The 16,253-nt window shown below is 66.5% G+C and carries 20 protein-coding genes; 10 read left to right on the forward strand and 10 right to left on the reverse strand.

The features are described from left to right. Positions 1–19: 19 nt before the first annotated feature. Positions 20–538: a GNAT family N-acetyltransferase gene (locus ACSQ4M_RS04100; protein WP_011517543.1), complete on the reverse strand. Its 519-nt coding sequence runs from the start codon at positions 536–538 to the stop codon at positions 20–22. 821 nt (positions 539–1,359) lie between these two features. Between ACSQ4M_RS04100 and ACSQ4M_RS04105 the strand changes: the two genes are divergently transcribed. Beyond that, the gene (locus ACSQ4M_RS04105) at positions 1,360–1,674 is read left to right on the forward strand and encodes a DUF736 domain-containing protein (RefSeq protein WP_003056203.1); all 315 of its coding nucleotides are present in this window, start codon (positions 1,360–1,362) and stop codon (positions 1,672–1,674) included. A 353-nt stretch (positions 1,675–2,027) separates the two neighbouring features. Here ACSQ4M_RS04105 and ACSQ4M_RS04110 read toward each other — a convergent pair whose 3' ends face one another. Then, entirely contained in the window at positions 2,028–2,321 is a 294-nt protein-coding gene (locus ACSQ4M_RS04110; RefSeq protein WP_003056202.1) for a helix-turn-helix domain-containing protein, read from the reverse strand. A gap of 223 nt (positions 2,322–2,544) precedes the next feature. Between ACSQ4M_RS04110 and ACSQ4M_RS04115 the strand changes: the two genes are divergently transcribed. From ACSQ4M_RS04115 to ACSQ4M_RS04155, 9 genes are all read left to right on the forward strand, one after another. Then, positions 2,545–2,892, forward strand: coding sequence for a DUF2958 domain-containing protein (locus ACSQ4M_RS04115; protein ID WP_003056199.1), 348 nt, complete (start codon positions 2,545–2,547; stop codon positions 2,890–2,892). A 342-nt stretch (positions 2,893–3,234) separates the two neighbouring features. Continuing rightward, positions 3,235–3,984 carry a DUF2285 domain-containing protein gene (locus tag ACSQ4M_RS04120; protein ID WP_003056196.1) on the forward strand — a complete coding sequence of 250 codons (750 nt, stop codon included), beginning with the start codon at positions 3,235–3,237 and terminating at the stop codon, positions 3,982–3,984. 83 nt (positions 3,985–4,067) lie between these two features. Continuing rightward, complete coding sequence (locus ACSQ4M_RS04125) at positions 4,068–4,349, forward strand: helix-turn-helix transcriptional regulator (RefSeq protein WP_003056193.1); 282 nt, start codon at positions 4,068–4,070, stop codon at positions 4,347–4,349. 26 nt (positions 4,350–4,375) lie between these two features. Continuing rightward, positions 4,376–5,233, forward strand: a complete 858-nt coding sequence (locus tag ACSQ4M_RS04130) for a replication initiator protein A (protein WP_023127255.1) — start codon at positions 4,376–4,378, stop codon at positions 5,231–5,233. Positions 5,234–5,486: 253 nt separating this feature from the next. Beyond that, positions 5,487–6,125 (forward strand): ParA family partition ATPase, encoded by a 639-nt coding sequence (gene parA, locus ACSQ4M_RS04135; RefSeq protein ID WP_003056189.1) that lies wholly within the window; start codon positions 5,487–5,489, stop codon positions 6,123–6,125. Continuing rightward, positions 6,122–6,385 (forward strand): hypothetical protein, encoded by a 264-nt coding sequence (locus ACSQ4M_RS04140; protein WP_003056186.1) that lies wholly within the window; start codon positions 6,122–6,124, stop codon positions 6,383–6,385. Before parA ends, ACSQ4M_RS04140 begins: the two co-directional genes overlap by 4 nt. Continuing rightward, on the forward strand, positions 6,382–6,906 hold the full coding sequence (locus tag ACSQ4M_RS04145) for a DUF2840 domain-containing protein (protein ID WP_003056183.1): 525 nt from the start codon (positions 6,382–6,384) through the stop codon (positions 6,904–6,906). Before ACSQ4M_RS04140 ends, ACSQ4M_RS04145 begins: the two co-directional genes overlap by 4 nt. After that, the gene (locus ACSQ4M_RS04150) at positions 6,903–7,490 is read left to right on the forward strand and encodes a S26 family signal peptidase (protein ID WP_003056174.1); all 588 of its coding nucleotides are present in this window, start codon (positions 6,903–6,905) and stop codon (positions 7,488–7,490) included. The genes ACSQ4M_RS04145 and ACSQ4M_RS04150 overlap by 4 nt, the downstream gene beginning before the upstream one ends. 448 nt (positions 7,491–7,938) lie before the next feature. After that, positions 7,939–9,921 carry a relaxase/mobilization nuclease domain-containing protein gene (locus tag ACSQ4M_RS04155; protein WP_035884628.1) on the forward strand — a complete coding sequence of 661 codons (1,983 nt, stop codon included), beginning with the start codon at positions 7,939–7,941 and terminating at the stop codon, positions 9,919–9,921. On the opposite strand, the gene ACSQ4M_RS04160 is transcribed toward ACSQ4M_RS04155, so the two are convergent. Genes ACSQ4M_RS04160 through ACSQ4M_RS04195 form a run of 8 tightly spaced genes read right to left on the reverse strand, consistent with a single transcriptional unit; the run spans position 9,914 to position 16,253 of the window. Continuing rightward, positions 9,914–10,219 (reverse strand): hypothetical protein, encoded by a 306-nt coding sequence (locus ACSQ4M_RS04160; protein ID WP_017405997.1) that lies wholly within the window; start codon positions 10,217–10,219, stop codon positions 9,914–9,916. The genes ACSQ4M_RS04155 and ACSQ4M_RS04160 overlap by 8 nt on opposite strands. Positions 10,220–10,228: 9 nt before the next feature. Further along, positions 10,229–11,224, reverse strand: coding sequence for a branched-chain amino acid ABC transporter permease (locus tag ACSQ4M_RS04165; protein ID WP_227472656.1), 996 nt, complete (start codon positions 11,222–11,224; stop codon positions 10,229–10,231). 11 nt (positions 11,225–11,235) lie between these two features. Beyond that, positions 11,236–12,108 (reverse strand): branched-chain amino acid ABC transporter permease, encoded by an 873-nt coding sequence (locus tag ACSQ4M_RS04170; protein WP_016452539.1) that lies wholly within the window; start codon positions 12,106–12,108, stop codon positions 11,236–11,238. A gap of 20 nt (positions 12,109–12,128) precedes the next feature. Beyond that, positions 12,129–12,845: an ABC transporter ATP-binding protein gene (locus ACSQ4M_RS04175; protein ID WP_026062538.1), complete on the reverse strand. Its 717-nt coding sequence runs from the start codon at positions 12,843–12,845 to the stop codon at positions 12,129–12,131. Then, positions 12,842–13,609: an ABC transporter ATP-binding protein gene (locus tag ACSQ4M_RS04180; protein WP_017405994.1), complete on the reverse strand. Its 768-nt coding sequence runs from the start codon at positions 13,607–13,609 to the stop codon at positions 12,842–12,844. Before ACSQ4M_RS04180 ends, ACSQ4M_RS04175 begins: the two co-directional genes overlap by 4 nt. 16 nt (positions 13,610–13,625) lie before the next feature. Then, on the reverse strand, positions 13,626–14,816 hold the full coding sequence (locus ACSQ4M_RS04185) for an ABC transporter substrate-binding protein (RefSeq protein ID WP_017405993.1): 1,191 nt from the start codon (positions 14,814–14,816) through the stop codon (positions 13,626–13,628). A gap of 60 nt (positions 14,817–14,876) precedes the next feature. Further along, positions 14,877–15,485 carry a 2-hydroxychromene-2-carboxylate isomerase gene (locus ACSQ4M_RS04190; RefSeq protein WP_017405992.1) on the reverse strand — a complete coding sequence of 203 codons (609 nt, stop codon included), beginning with the start codon at positions 15,483–15,485 and terminating at the stop codon, positions 14,877–14,879. 45 nt (positions 15,486–15,530) lie between these two features. Next, on the reverse strand, positions 15,531–16,253 hold the full coding sequence (locus ACSQ4M_RS04195) for a glutathione binding-like protein (protein WP_017405991.1): 723 nt from the start codon (positions 16,251–16,253) through the stop codon (positions 15,531–15,533).

Genomic DNA, 16,253 nt, shown 5'->3' on the forward strand with positions numbered 1-16,253 from the left:
CCGCCGCCTTCACTGGCACTCAGGCGGCGGCGTTGAAGGCATCGCTGTACTGCGCGATGCCTTCGGGCACTGGCCCATGGAAGGCCAGTGCGAGAAAATAGCCGGGCGGCACGCCCGGCAGTTGCAGGCCCGCATGGGCCTGGAAGCCAAAGCGCCCGTAGTACGCGGGCTCTCCGAGCAGCACACAGCCTTCGGCCTGCATGGCCCGCAGTTCAGACAGCGCCTGTTCCATCAGGCGCGAGCCGATGCCGTGCCCCTGCCTCTGCGGCAGGACGGAGATCGGCCCCAGGCCGCACCAGCCTTTGGCCTTGTGGCCGTGGTCGTTGGTGATAGTCACCGGCGACAGAGCCACATGGCCGACGACCTGGCCGTGTTCTTCGGCCACGATGGAAAGCGTCAGTTCGCTAGCGTCGCGCAATGCACGCACGATGAATTGCTCCGTGTGGCTGGTGTGCGGCGCATCGGCGAAGGCGGCAATGGTCACGGCCTCGATAGCGGCAATGTCGTTCGTGGTTTCGTGTCGTAGCTGGATGGTCATGGTGTTCTGCGTTCCCTGCTCAAAATATAGAACGGCCTGGGCGTGTCGGCGCGTAGCGCCGCCGGGCTTTCGGGCTGCGCCCCGTGCCGACTTCGCTGTCACGGCCATTCGGCTTCAATCCACTCACGCCTTCGCGCCTGCGGCGCTGCGCGCTGCGCTTGCCTCCGGGGGATCGGCGCAAGGCCCATCCCCGCCGCGCGAGCTTGGCGCCCCTCGATGCCGCCGAACCGTCGATGCCGGATCGGCCCGGCCAGCGCCCCGCCGCAATGGACGGAGCTGGCGAACACGCTGGTGCTTGCTGCGGCAGGTTGTGCGAATGCGTGCCGTCCTCAACGCTGGCGGTTCTCGCCCATCACGTCACGAAGGACGGTTCACGGACATCCCGCCCGGCATCGCTATGGAGCTTCCACGCCACGCCTCAAGACCGGCGCCGCAAGGTGCGGCCGGGGCGTTCTCGCTTGTCGTCGGGTGGTTGACCTGGCCCGCGTCAGTGGGCGAGCCGGTGCTGCCTTCGTGCGGGGATGCCGAGCCGGCCCTGCCTCCTTTCGATGCGGTTCGGCCCAAGGCGTCCTTGTGTTGTTGTGAATCCTAGCGGTGGCGCGGCTGCGCCTCGGGCTTCATGGCTGCAACCGTCCGGCGAAAACAATTTCCCCTGCTTTGTCACTGCGTTCGGCGCATTCCTCGCGGGACAAATTCTTTTCGCCTCCCGGCTCTCCACTGCGTTGCGACCGCAAGCGGTGCAGCCCGCCCGTCCTCCGCCGGCCGGATCACAACAAGGACGCGATGGGCGCGAACCTTGTTCCACCAAAAGGAGTTTCATCATGGCCAACATCGGCACCTTCACCGCAGACAAAGACGGCTTCACCGGCACGCTTCGCACCCTGACGCTCAACGTCAAGGTCAAGCTGGTGCCCAACGACAAGGGGGACAACGAGAAGGCCCCGGACTTCCGCCTGCAGGCCGCCAGCCACGACATCGGCGCGGCGTGGAAGAAGACCAGCGAGGCCGGGCGGGAGTACATCTCCGTGACCCTCGACGATCCTTCGTTCCCGGCCACGGTCTATGCCCGCCTGATCGAAGGAGAGAACGGCACGCACGACCTGATCTGGTCGCGCAGCAAGCCCCAGGCGGCCTGACGGCCGCCAGCGCCCCGCCCACTGCGGCGGGGCGCTGTACTGCTTGGATCAGCAGACTGGAAGGCTTGGCTCTCCCAGCTTCGTGATGGTGGTGGTCGGGCAGCATCACCATGACTTCGTGTTGCCAGGGCGAATGCAGGGCGATTCGGCGCACTGCGCCGACCGGGCTTTGCGGGCTGCGCCCCATGCCGACTTCGCCGTCATGGCCATTCGGCTTCAATCCCTATCGCAGCTGCGCGCTTCGCTTGCCTCCGGGGGAAAACCCTGCGGCCTCTCCCCGCCGCGCGATGCTTGGCGCCCCTGAAGTCCCCGAACCGGCTGCACCGGATCGGCCACGCCAGCGCGGTCGCACGCTATGGCGTGTCACTCTTCTTCGCCACAGTCTCCAACTCCTGGCGCACCTGCGCCAGCAGCTGATCGACCTGCTGCAGGTCGTCGCCGGCATAGGCCAGCGTCAGCAGCGTGAGCGGGTGCACCTCCATGACCTCGCACAGCTCGGCCAGCTTGTTCAAGGTGGGGCTTTTGAGGTCGCGTTCCAGCGTGCTCATGTAGGTGCGGCTGGACACGTCCGAGAACGCTTCCTGGCTCAAACCACGTGCTTTCCTGATGGTCTTTAGTGCCTCCGACAATGTATGTTTCGCTGCCAACCCTGGATCTCCGCAAAATCCAAGATGACATCCGATTGAGCCCTATAGGGCTACAATCTATAGTGTTCAACTATGCCCGCCTGCCGCTTTCGTGCTTTTACGGAAATCCGTATCTGCAGCTTCTCACAGAAGCACAAAACCGCATCCGTGCCTTTCCACAAACCCGCCGATGCGGTTTTGCGCTTTCACGCTTCGGCGGTTTTGTGCGAATGAGGTGACGCCCATGAACCAACTCATGACCGAGGACGAGCGCAAGCAACTGCTGGAACACGGCCGGGTCCGGGCCGCTGGCCGGGCCATCGACCCGCTGCCCGTGGTGCGGTTGTTCACGCCGGACGCACACGCCACTTGGCTGCTGGTGTCGCTTGACCCCGCTGACGGCGATACGGCCCATGGCCTGATCGACTTGGGGATCAGCATGCCTGAGCTGGGCGAGATCAAGCTGTCCGACCTCGCATCCATCGTCGGGCCGAGCAAACAGCCCGTGATGCGAGATCGGTATTTCCGGGCGGTGCGCCCGTTGTCGGAGTACCTGCGGCTGGCCCAGGAGAACGGTTCCGTCCTCGATTGAGCCGTTCGCGCCCCGGCCAAGCCGGGCGCATTGAGACTATTTCGGTCTTGCTCCAGACCTGTCAGGTCTTAGTCGGCACTGTTGCACCAATCGGGTGCCACCTTGGCATAAACAGCCATGACGCCAGCCGTGCCATCGGGCACGGTGGATAGCGCAGGAGGCGCGCATTTCCTCGCGCGCCACCGTCGCATTCAGACGATCCACGCAATCCATCGGATGCTTTTCGTCTTGACACGCAAGTTACTAATCTACCAGCTTATTCACGATTGGATGCTAGTTCGATGCGGTGACGTTTGCGTGTGAAACCGGTGACGGCGGTCCTGCTCTACGGGAGCTTGCGTCATGGCCGAACCGCACCACCTTGCGCACTGGTATCCGACCGCCGCCTACCTCTACGTGCTGTGCCTGGACACACTGGCGCTGGCCTGGGAGTACCTGCGCCGCCATCCCGATTACCGGCTTGACTGGCTGCACCGTGCGCGCCGCCCCGATGCTGCGCATCGCTGGGGCTTGCGTCTGCTGGAAGACCCGGCCCTGGATGCGCGTGACGCGCATCCAGCCTGGCTCCCCGGCCATGGGGCCGTGGCGCAGCTCTACCCTGATGCCGACCCGCCACCGGATGCCGAGCCGTTCGCGTTTTGGCGCATCCCTGGCCACAAGCAACTGCTCCACGACGGCAAGGGCCTGGCGCTGATCGCGCGCAGTCCCGGCCATTGCCTGCGCTTCGTGCTGGCACCTGGCCTGGAGGACGGCATGGCCGTGGCCCATGCCTACCGTGGCCGTGGGGCCACCCACGTGCCTGACACGCCTGCGCCGATGGCTCGCCCCCGACCGCCCCCATCCGCGTTGCTGGAGCTGCACACCCTGCAGGCGCTCGACGCCACCCTCGCGGGTGCGTCCTTGCGTGACGTGGCCGAGGGCTTGTTCGGCGTGGACGCCGCGGCCGGTTGGTACAGCGACGGCGGCCTGCGCTCCAAGGTGCGCCGCCTGGTGCGGCGCGGCGATGCGTTGATGCGCGGCGGCTATCGCCGCCTAGCACAACTGCCTCCGCTTGAGAAGGGTCGTTTTGAAGAGGGCGCAAAACGACCCTGAGCACGAGGGCTTCGTTTTCTGAGACTGCCTCCATCCGGTTGCGCTGTGTGGCCGGAGCTTTGAAAGCTATGGAGGTTCTCACCATGCGTCCTGCTCCCTTGCGGCCTGCTGCCGCTCCCATTGCTTCCGCTGCGCAGCCGCAGCGCTATCTCACCAACGACGAAGCCGCCGACTACCTGCGGCTGTCGCCGCGCACGCTGGAAAAGCAGCGCGTGCTGGGAGGCGGTCCCAAGTTCCGCAAGTTCGGCCGCCGCGTCATGTACGCCGTGGCCGACCTCGACGCCTGGGCTACGGATCGCAGCTTCGAGAGCACGTCCGATCCTGAGTACGCCGAGCACCATGCGGCGGACAGCCGTGCGCGCTGATCGCTGGCGCGCGGGTGGCCTTCGCCATGTCCAGCCCTGCGCTGCCGTCCCGGCAGCGGCCCCTGCCGGAGCGCGAACAGCTCGACCTGTTCCGCGCCCTGCCGGGCGACATGGCGCCGCGCGACAGCCAGGACCTGATGGCCTTTCCGTTCTTCTCGCTGGCGAAGTCACGGCGCACGGCGCCGATCGACTTCCAGGCCAGCGGCGTGACGATCCGCGTGGAGGGGACGCAGGAGCATGGCATCGCGACGATTTGGGACGCGGACGTGCTCATTTGGGCGGCCTCGCAGATCGTGGAAGCGCGCGACGCGGGCTTGCGCCCGTCGCGGCTGATGCAGGCCACACCCTACGAGATCCTGCGCTTCATCGGGCGCGGTACGTCGCTGCGCGACTACCAGCGCCTCAAGGCGGCCTTGGATCGCTTGCAGTCCACCACGGTGGCCACGTCGATCCGCGAGACCACGGGGAGGCGGCTACACCGCTTCTCGTGGATCAACGAGTGGAAGGAACTCGCCGATGCCAAAGGCACACCCTTGGGGCTGGAACTGATCCTGCCGGACTGGTTCTACGCCGGCGTCATGGACGCCGCCTTGGTGCTGACCATCGACACTGCGTATTTCCGGCTCACGGGCGGGATCGAGCGATGGCTGTACCGCCTAGTGCGCAAGCACGGCGGGCGACAGCCTGGCGGCTGGCAGTTCGACTTCCAGCACCTGTACCGCAAGTCGGGCAGCGTGGCGCGGTACTACGACTTCGCCGCCGACCTGCGAGCACTGGTGGCGCGGCAAGCCCTTCCGGGCTACCAGTTGGGCATCGAGTACGTCTCGGGCATTGCCTCGCCGCTGCTGACGTTCCGGCCCGTGCCGTCCACGGCACGGGGATAACTGCTGCGCAGCCTGTGGACGGACTCGTGCTATCAGGCAACAGAGGTATCGTGCTATCAGGCAACGAATCCTCGTGCTATCAGGCAACAAAACCGGCCGCAAAGCTAATACTGGCGCGGGTTTCGGCCTCTCCTAACTTCCCTAACTTAAATACTCTAACTGGTAGTAGCAGCGCCGCGCCTCGGTGGACAACCGCCACAGGACGCGAAGCGCAGCGGCAACAGGCGGGCTTTCCGACACGGAGGGTCCGGTCATGATCGTCGCGCTGCTCAACCAGAAAGGCGGCGTGGGCAAGACCACGCTCGCCACCCACATCGCCGGCGAGCTGGCGATGCGCGGGCAGTCGGTCATCCTGCTGGATGCCGATCCACAGGGCTCCGCGCTGGACTGGACACAGCGCCGCAGCCAGCAAGGTTTGCCAAGGCTATTTAGCGCCGTGGGCCTCGCACGCGAAACGCTGCACCAGGAAGCGCCAGAACTCGCCAGGCGGGCCGATCACGTCGTCATCGACGGGCCACCCAGGATCGCTGCCTTGGCGCGCTCCGCGCTGCTGGCGGCCGAGCGGGTGCTGATCCCGGTGCAGCCCAGCCCCTACGACCTGTGGGCCAGCGCCGAGATGGTGGCGCTGATCCGTGAGGCGCAGGTGTTCCGGCCTGCGCTGCGCGCGGCCTTCGTCATCAACCGGCGCGTGAGCACCACCGTGATCGGACGCGAGGCCCGCGGCGCGCTGGCCGAGCAGCCGCTTCCTGCGCTGCGCGCGGAAGTGCATCAGCGCATCGTGTTCGCCGACAGCGTGGCCGCCGGCCGGCTTGCACGCGAGACGGCGCCAGACAGCGCCGCCGCGCGCGAAATCACCGCGCTGGTCGATGAACTGCTGCGGTGGCCGTCATGAGCACTCCTGCCAGCAAGCGCACGGGCAAGCGCATCGGCATCGGCGCTCGCCCGCCCGCGAATCCGCACGCCGAGGCGTGGATTCGCCAGGGCAGTGCCGATGACCTCCAGAAAGGCGACCTCTACACGGCCCGCCTGACCCTCGACATCACGCCCGCCATGCGGGCGCGCATCAAGGTATCGGCCTTCACGCAAGGCGTGACGGTGGCCGATCTGTTGCGCGCGCTGCTGGAGCGGGAATTCCCGGAGAAGTCCTCATGAACACACCCGCCTCGACGGCTTCGGCACCGCCGTCCATCCCGCCTGTCGGCGTGGCCGACGGCGTACCGCTGACGCGCGTTGCGCTCGCATACATCGACCAACGCTTCGACCTCTACCTGCGCTTCGGTGATCCTGCCCGCATCATCCGGTTCGACCGCTGGCGCCGCTGCGCGGTGTTCACGCCGAATGCGGTTCTCTGCCGCATCCGCTGGCAGGCCAACGACTACGGCACGATCCGCTGGCAGCTCATGGTGATGCAGGCGTGCATGCCGATGGATGGCGCGCAGCGCATCTCCGGCGTGCAACCCGGCGCGCGCCTCTTGCTGCACGCCGAGGGTGAGCAATCGGTGCGTGCCGTGCTGGCGCGCATCGACGCCATCGAGGCGCTGGGCATCACGCCTGTCGGCGTCTCGCCCGCGTACTGGCGCACGCTCGCCAACCGGCTCGCAGCGCACTTGCCGCTGCCCGAATACACCGCCGAGCGGCACGCCGCCTGGCTGGCCGGGAGGGCGCTGCCATGACCGCAGTTTCCACTTCCGGCACCGCGCCGCACCCTCGCTTGCGCGTGCGCGCTCGCCTCGTGCTGGCGGGCCTGTCCGCCTGCGGCCTCGCTGCGCTGGCCTGGGCGTCCTTCGTGCATCCGCTGCCACGCCTGACCTACAACCCGTCCGACAGCGTGGAGGTCGGCTGGTATCGCATCGATCCGCTCGACCATCGCACCAGCTCGCCACCACGTCCGTTGTCGGTAGGCAGCATCGTGCTGGTGCCGCTGCCTGCCGAGGCTGCCGCGCTCGCTGCGCAGCGCGGCTACCTGCCGACGCGCATTCCTCTGCTCAAGCGCGTGGGCGCGGTGGCGCCGCAAGAGGTGTGCATCGCTGACGGCAAAGTCCACATCGACGGCGTGCCTTCAGCCGCCGTGCTGTCTGCCGATCGCTGGGGCCGGCCGCTGCCATCCTGGCAGCAATGCCACCGCTTGCGGCATGGCGAGCTGTTCCTCCTCAGTGTGACCAATCCGGCGTCGTTCGATAGCCGGTATTTCGGGCCGGTCAGCGCAGCTTCCGTGATCGGCGTTGCGCGCCCCGTCTGGCTGGAGTCGCGCCCATGATGGCCACCGATTCGCTGCGCATCATCGTGCTATCGGGCGTGTCGTTCTGCTGGCCGTTGTCATGTCGTCGCGCGTGCAGTGCGAGCGCATCCGCGCTGCACTTCGCGCTGCCTCCGGCGCAGCCGTCCCACGTGCAGGCGTCTTGCCTCGAACACGGCTGGCCTGCGGCCATTGCCGTGTTCGCCGGTGCGCTGGCTGCTGGTGCAGCCTTGCCACCGGGCCGCAGTTGCCGGGATCGAGAACCTGGGGGACAGGGGGAGGCAAATGCGGAAGGCAAGACAAAAGGACGCGGCACCGGGCCGCGTCGAAAGCCTGTCTGCACGTGGGGGCGGCGCGGCACGCAGCGGCTTCGCCGCCGTGCTGCTTGTGGCGCGTGGCCCGCGTCGATATGGGCTTGTCCGCGTGCTTCGCACGACGGACTACGCCCCAGCTTTCAGGGAGAGAAGTCATGATCAACCGCCGCGACGACGATTTCCGCATCCGCCCCAGCGCTCCAAAAAACCGCGGCCAGGGCTTCGTTTCCAAGGTGCTCCAGCAGGCCGGCAAGGCCAGTGGCGGCAAGTCCTCGGTGCGCCGTCCGGCATCGGCCATCGGCGGCAAGGCCACCGGCCAGCGGCCCGGCTCACGCCTGGGGCGCGGCCATACGGCGGCGCGGTTTGCGGGCGCGAAGCTCACGCCCATGTCGCGGCGTGTGACTATCAAAACCTTGCTGGTCAACCAGCAGCGGGCCAGCCCGCAATCGCTCGCCAAGCACCTGCGCTACATCGAGCGCGATGGTGTGGGCCGTGATGGCGAGCCAGGCCGGGCCTATGGGCCGCAGACCGACGAAGCCGATCTGGATGCTTTCAAGGAACGCTGCGCCGACGACCGGCACCATTTCCGCTTCATCGTCTCGCCCGAGGACGGGGCCGAACTGGACGACCTGCGCACCTACACGCGGCATCTGATGAACCGCATGGAAGCTGACTTGGGCACGCGGCTGGATTGGGTGGCGGTGGATCACTGGAACACCGACAACCCCCACACGCATTTGATCGTGCGCGGGCGCGACGACACCGGCAAAGACCTCATCATCGCCGGCGACTACATCGCTGATGGATTCCGCCATCGTGCCGCTGAACTGGCGACCGAATGGCTGGGGCCGCGCACCGAACTGGAGATCCAGCAGACCTTGCAACGCGAGGTGGAGCAGGAGCGGTGGACGAGCCTGGATCGCACGCTGCAACGCGAGGCCGGCGAAGACGGCCGGGTGCAGATCGAACGCTTCAACGAACCGAAGCTGCAACGCCAACGCCTGCTGCTGATCGGCCGCCTGCAACGCTTGCAGCGCCTGGGACTGGCCGACGAGGCGCAGCCGGGCACCTGGGCCGTCCATGCCGATGCCGAGAAGACCTTGCGCGCCCTGGGCGAGCGTGGCGACATCATCCGCACCATGCAGCGTGCCATGCGCGGCGAGCCGCGCGAACTGGCGGTGTTCGAGCCGGGCGACGATAGCCGAACCATTCTCGGCCGCGTGGCCGCGAAGGGGCTGGCCGACGAGCTGCGCGACCGCGGCTATCTGGTCATCGACGGGGTGGACGGCAAGGCCCACTACGTCGCGCTCAACACCCGCGACGAGCTGGCGAACTATCCCACCGGCGCCGTGGTGGAGGTGAAGGGATCGGCCGACGTGCGCGCGGCTGACAAGAACATCGCCGTGCTGGCGAGCGATGGCCTGTACCGCACCGACCACCACCTTGCTATCGCGCAGGGCCAGGCCGTACCGGGCCGCGATCCGCAGGAAGTCGTCGCGGCCCACGTCCGGCGCTTGGAAGCCCTGCGCCGGGCAGGCATCGTGGAGCGCGTGGCCGAAGGGCTATGGAAGGTGCCGGGCGACCTGCCCGATCAGGGCCGTCGCTACGACGCGCAGCGCCTGGGCGGCGTGGCCGTGGAGCTGAAATCGCACCTGCCCATCGAGCGGCAGGCCCGCGTGATCGGGGCCACCTGGCTTGACCAGCAGTTGATCGGCGGTGGCTCTGGCCTGGGCGACCTGGGCTTTGGCGGCGAGGCCAAGCAGGCAATGCAACAGCGCACCGACTTCCTGGCCGAACAGGGGCTGGCCGAGCGGCGCGGCCAACGCGTCATCCTGGCGCGCAATCTGCTGGCAATGCTGCGCAGCCGGGATGTAGCGCATGCCGCGAAGGACTTGGCCGCCGAAACTGGCCTGGAGCACCGGCCCGTGGCCGATGGCCAGCGCGTGGCGGGTATCTACCGCCGCAGCGTCATGCTGGCCAGCGGGCGCTACGCCATGCTCGATGATGGCATGGGGTTCAGCCTGGTGCCATGGAGGCCTGTCATCGAACAACGACTCGGTATGCCGATTTCTGCGCAGGTACATGACGGCCGCGTATCCTGGCAAATCCGACGGCAACAGGGCTTATCTGTTATCTGAAGCCAGCAGCATATCGAGCACCCACTGCAAGGATGCGTCTACAAGCGTTCTCGATGTTGACGACCGGAATGCGCCCGATGCCCATGCCGCGCAGCGCCACCTGTCCGGGGATCAGCACCTGGTCGGCCATGACACCAGCAGCGGCGTTGCCCATGTCGGCGGCCTGCAGCTGGGACGGGGTGATGCCTGCATCGGCAATGGCTTCGCCAATCGCCTCGGCGGCGAGCGATTTGAGACCGCAGTCAATGTGCTTGCCGAAACGGGTCATGCCCGTGCCAGCGACGAAGACGGGCTGCATGGAAAGCGTCTAAGACTGGGCGGATGAGGAATTTGCACGCCTGCGCCAGAGGCTGGTGATCCAGCCGCTCAAGCCATTAGGGGCCAGGAAGACCACCGCGAGCAGTGCGAAGCCGAAGATCATCCACGGCGCGGATTGCGACACGCTCTCGGCCAGGTTGGGCGTGAGCACGATGAAGGCAGCCCCCAGGAAGGCGCCCCACAGGCTGCGCACCCCGCCCACGAAGCTGCCCACCAGCAGGGACACCGAGAGCAGGAAGGGAAAGTTCTCGGGCGCGACGAACTGGCCCGCCACCACGCTCAGGGCACCGGCCAGGCCGGTGAACGCCGCGCTGAGGCCGAACATCTGCGTGCGCAGGGCGGTGATGTCGAGTCCGCCCGCCGCCGCCGCGAGCGGCTGGTCGCGCGAGGCGTCCACCAGGCGGCCGAACTGCGAGCCGAGAATCCGCCGCGCCAGCAGGAAGGCGCAGAGCGCGCAGGCCGCAACGCAGGCCATGATGGCCCAGTCCGCCCGGTCGGCCAGCACCCCTGGGAACACAGGTTTTTCCAGGACGATCCCCGCCACGCCACCGGTCAGCCACTCGATCTTTTTCCACTTGAGCGCCTGCGGTGTCACCACCGCCACCGCGAAGGTGGACAGCGCCAGATAAAGCATGGGCAGCCGCAGCGCCGGGAAGCCGAAGAGGAAACCCGCCACGAAGCACAACAGCGCCGCCACCGGCACGCCCACGTAGAACGGCCAGCCCAGGTGATGCGAGAGCACCGCCGCGGTATAGGCACCGATGGCGAAGAAGGCGCTGTGGCCGAGCGAGATCTGGCCCGTGTAGCCGGTGAGCAGGTTCAGGCCCATGATGGCGATGCCATAGATCAGCACCTGCGTCATCACGTACAACGGATAACTTTGCCAACTAAAGGACCAGGCCAGCAGCGCGAGCCCGACCACCGAGGCCGTCCAGCGCAACCAGGTGGGCGATGCCACCGGGCGGATGTTGAGTGGGGCGCTCATGGTACTCATGCTCACACCCTCACCTGGGCCGTCTTGCCGAAGATACCGGCGGGCCGCAAGACCAGCATCGCGATGATCAACAGCATGATGCAGGTCAGTTTCAGGTCGTTGCCGACCACGTAGGCGCCCAGCAGGTTCTCCAGTACCCCGACGGCGAAGCCCCCGGCCACGGCGCCCACAGGGCTGGCGATGCCGCCCAGCAGCGCGCCCGCCAGTGCGTAGATCAGCGGCCCCATCATCATCGACGGCTCCAGGAACACGATGGGCGCGGCCATCAGCCCCGCCACGGCACCGGCCACCGCTGCAAGACCCCAGCCCACGGCCAGCACCTTGTTGGTGCTGATGCCCGACAGTTCCGCCGACGGCGCGTTCACCGCCACCGCACGCATCGCCAGGCCGAACCGGGTGAAGCGGAAGAACGCGAATACCGCCGCCAGTTCGGCCAGGGTGACGAGCAGAACGCCGACCTCGTGGGCCGACAGATAGGGTTCGGCACGGCTGAGGACTCCACCGAACGGCGTGGCGAACTCCAGCATCTCATGCCCGAACAGCCAGCCGACCAGGCTGTTCAAGATGATGAGCAGCGCGATGCTGGCCGCCACGACCGAGAGCACCGGCTTGTGCCGCAGGGGCTGGAAGATGACCCGCTCCAGCGCCAGCCCGAGCAGGAAGGAACCCACGACCACAACGGCGAAGGCCACCCACCATGATGCGCCCGCCTGAACCAACGCCCAGCTCATATAGGTGGAGAACATCGCCAGTTCGCCCTGCGCGAAGTTGACGGACGAAGTGCAGCGATAGATGAGCACGAGCGCGATGGCGAGGCTGGCATAGATGCCGCCCGCCGCCAGGCCCGAAGCTATCTGGTGAAGGAATGCTTGCATGGTGATGAACCTCTTTTTGATCAGTGGCCGAGGTAGCTGCGGCGCACGGCGTCGTCTTCGCGCAGCTCGGCTGCGGTGCCCTGGGCAGTGACGCGCCCGCTTTCGAGCACATAGGCCCGGTTGACTAGGTTCAGCGCGACCTGGGCGTTCTGCTCCACGATGAGCGCCGTGAGGTGCTCGGTTTCGCGCAACTGGTGCAGGAGTTCGTAGATCTCCTGCGTCACGCGCGGCGCGATGCCGAACGAAGGCTCGTCCAGCAGCAGCATCTTGGGGCGCATCATCAGCGCGCGCGCGATGGCCAGCATCTGCTGCTCGCCGCCGCTGAGCGTGCCCGCCGCTTGCTTCGCGCGGCTGGACAGCTTGGGAAACAGCGTCTGCATCCGGGCGATGTCCTGCTCGATGCCGTCCTTGTCGCGGCGGTGGATGGCGCCCACGCGCAGGTTCTCCAGCACCGTCAGGTCGCCAAAGGTGCCGCGCCCTTCGGGCACGTGGGCGATGCCCAGCGAGGCGATGGCGGGCGCGGCCATGTCGATGATGTCCTGGCCCTCGAAGCGCAGCGTGCCCTTGGCAGTCACCTGCTGGTGGCTGATGGCGCGCAGGATGGAGGTCTTGCCCGCGCCGTTGGCGCCGAGCAGCGCCACCATCTCGCCGGCCTGCACGTGCAGGTCGATGCCATGCACCACCGCCGTTCGGCCGTAGGCCACCGCGAGGTTGCGGATTTCAAGCCGTTGGGTCACAGCACACCTCCCAGATAGGCATCGAGCACGGCGTCGTTGTTGGCCACTTCCTCGGGCGAGCCCTGGGCGAGCTTGCGGCCAAAGCTCAGTACCGCGAGGTCGGAGCAGGTCTTCATCACGAAGCGCATGTTGTGCTCCACGACCACCATGGTCAGCTTCAATTCCTCGTGCAGGCGCAGCAGCACGTCGCGCAGTTCATCGACCTCGCCAGCGGTGAGGCCAGCGGCGGGCTCGTCGAGCAGCAGCAGCTTGGGCCGCGTCACCAGCGCCCGCGCGATTTCCACGCGGTGCTGGATGCCCACTGGCAGTTCCGCCACGCCCCGGTCGGCATAGTCAGACAGCCGCAGCGTGGCCAGGGCCGCGTCAGCCGAGTGCGCGATTTCTTCCTCGGCGGCACGGACGGCGCGCGAGCGCAGCGCGGCACCCAGCATCGACACCGGCAGCCGCGCGTGCGCACCCACCATCACGTTTTCGCGCACCGTGAGCGAGGGGTAGAGCGCCACGTTCTGGAAGGTGCGGCTCAGACCCAGCCGTGCCACGCCGTGGCGCGGCAGGCGCGTCAACTCGGCCTGGCCGAAGCGCACGCTGCCGTGGGTGGGCCGGTACAGGCCGCTGATGCAGTTGAAGCAGGTCGTCTTGCCAGCGCCGTTCGGCCCGATCAGGCCGAAGATGCAGCCCTCGGGCACGTCCATCGAGAAGGCGTCCAGCGCGACGACACCGCCGAAGCGGATCGTCAGGTCGCGTACGGAAAGAATGGGTTCCATCGCTGCGCTCGCCCCGTCAGGACGGCATCACCTTCCAGCTCGTGCCGTCGAACTGCTGGATGCGCATGTCCGGTATCGGGTGAGGGCGGGCGTCGCTGGTCTTGACACGCAGGCCCGGCAGCATCATGGGCAAATCCATGTCCAGGCGGCGCGACTGCCGCATGATGTTCTCGCGCGAGAGGTCGTTGCCGCACTGCTTGAGCAACTGCACTGTCACTTGCCCAAGGCAGGCACCGAGCACGGTGAGGTATTCCTTGGCCGCGCCTTTGTTGTATTTGTCCATGAAGGCATGCCAGGCCAGGACACCAGGGTCGTTCTTCCAGGTCGGATCGCTCGGATCCTTGAGGAACGCGGCGCTCATGATGCCCTTGACCTTGTCCAGCCCCACCGGAGTCAGCACCGCGGGCACCGAAGATGCGCTCGGGTTGATGTAGATGGCCGGGCGCCAGCCGATGTCGTGGGTCTTGCGCAGCGACTGGAGGGTGGCTTTGGGCGAACCCCACGCCACCAGCACGTCCGCGCCCGAGGCATGCATGGAGACGATCTGCGAGTCCACCGTCGGATCCGACACCTCATGCGACTCTTCGCTGATGAGCTTCTTCCCGGCGGCAGCCAGAACCTCCTTCACGCCACGCAGCACATCCTTGCCGGCGTCGTCGTTCTGGTAGAACATGGCGATCTTCGCGTTGGGCCGCGTCTGCAGGATGTGCCTGGCCAGGATGCGCCCTTCGTCGGTGTACAGGGGCAGCCAGCCCATGCTCCAGGGGAACTTAGCCGCATCATCCAGCCACGTGGCGGAGCCGGACGAAACGAAGAGTTGCGGTACTTTGGCGTTGTTGAGATAGCTGCGCGACGCCAGCCCAGTGGACGAGCCTATCTGCGCCGCGAGAAAAGCCACCTGATCGCGCTCCACCAGGCGGCGCGATTGCTCCAGGGTTTTCGGCGGGCTGTAGCCATCGTCGGCCAGCACCAGCTTGAGCTGGCGCCCATTCACGCCGCCCTCGGCGTTGACCAGGTCAAACCATGCAGACATGGTCTTGCCGACGATGCCATAGCCTGCGGCCGGGCCGCTGAGCGGTCCGGTCGAGCCGATCTTGATCTCGCGATCCGTCACGCCCGGGGTGCCCGCGCCCTGCGCGCGGACCAGGCCAGAAACGCCGGTCAGCATGGCGCCGGAAAGCATGGTGATGAATTGTCTTTTTTGCATGGTGTCTCCTGTGGTGGTGGTGAGATGAATGGATGGATGGGTGAACCCTGGCCTGCGGCATCAGGCCGCCTTCCCTTGCAAGCGCAGCACGGCTTCGCGGATCAGCGGCATGCGGTCGTTGCCGAAATACATGTCCGTCTTGTCCACGAAGATGGTCGGTGAGCCAAAGCCGCCGCGCGCGACCACCTCATCGGTGTTGGCCCTGAGCTGGTCTTTGATCGCCTGCTCGCCGATGCCTGCAAAGAATTGGGCGGGCTCGATGCCAACGCGCTGGCACACCTGCGCCAGCACCGCGTCCTGCGAGATGTCCTGGTCGTCGCCCCAATAGGCTTCAAATATGGCGCGGGCAAACGGCGCCATGTCGTTGCCGAGCCAGATGCAGCCGCGCATCGCCTTCACGCTGTTGACGGGAAACACCGTCGGCGGCATCTTGATCGCAAGCCCCGTCGAGCGGGCCCAATCCGCTAGGTCCTTTTTCAGGTAGCGGGCCTTCTGCGGCACCGGCGTCTCGCGCGAGGCATAGACGGTGGGATTGATGGTGTTGAAGATGCCGCCGACCAGGATCGGCCGCCATGTGATCTCAACGTCAAGCTCCTTGGCGAGCGGCTGGATGTTATGAAAGGCGAGATAAGTCCAGGGGCTGGAGCAGTCGAAGAAGAATTCGATCATGGTGTTTCCTGTGTTTTTGGGGCGTCACTGGATTCCGGAATCGCGCTACTCGCGCCCCGGAATGGCGCTCCGTTCCGCCAGCTCCCTGGCCTTGTGGCCGAACATGTTCTTTCTCGCTTCGTCGTCCAGCGGCTCTTGCTCGAATTTGCCGACCGCCAGCCCCGCTTGCACCTGGGGCCGGCCGCGCACGCTGGCGTACCAGCGCTTGAGGTGGGGAAAGTCGTCGAGCGTGAAGCCTTGGGCCTTGTGGGTCATGGTCCAGGGAAAGCAAGCGATGTCGGCGATGCCGTACTCGGTGCCAGCGACATAGGCGCCGGTCTTGCCGAGCTGGGTATCGAGCACGCGATACAGCCGTGCCGCTTCGTCGCGGTAACGCTCAATCGCGTAGGCGATCTTTTCCTGCGCATACAGCGCAAAGTGACCATGCTGGCCGAGCATGGGCCCCAGTCCGCTCACCTGCCACATCACCCATTGCATGGTTTGGGTGAAGCCGCGCAGATCCGTGGGCAGGAAGCGGTTGGTTTTCTGGGCCAGATAGACCAGGATGGCGCCGGTCTCGAACACCGAAAGCGGGCCGCCGCCGTCGAGCGGCGCATGGTCCACTATGGCCGGAATGCGGTTGTTCGGGCTGATCGCCAGAAATTCCGGCCTGAATTGCTCGCCAGCGCGGATGTTGACCGGAGTCACCGTATAGGGAAGTCCGAGTTCCTCCAGCAGGATGGAGATCTTCCAGCCGTTGGGTGTCGGTGCGTAATGCAGGTCAATCAT

Origin of the sequence: Pseudorhodoferax sp. LjRoot39 (genome assembly GCF_964253035.1) — a bacterium.
In the GTDB taxonomy this organism is placed as follows: domain Bacteria; phylum Pseudomonadota; class Gammaproteobacteria; order Burkholderiales; family Burkholderiaceae_C; genus Pseudorhodoferax.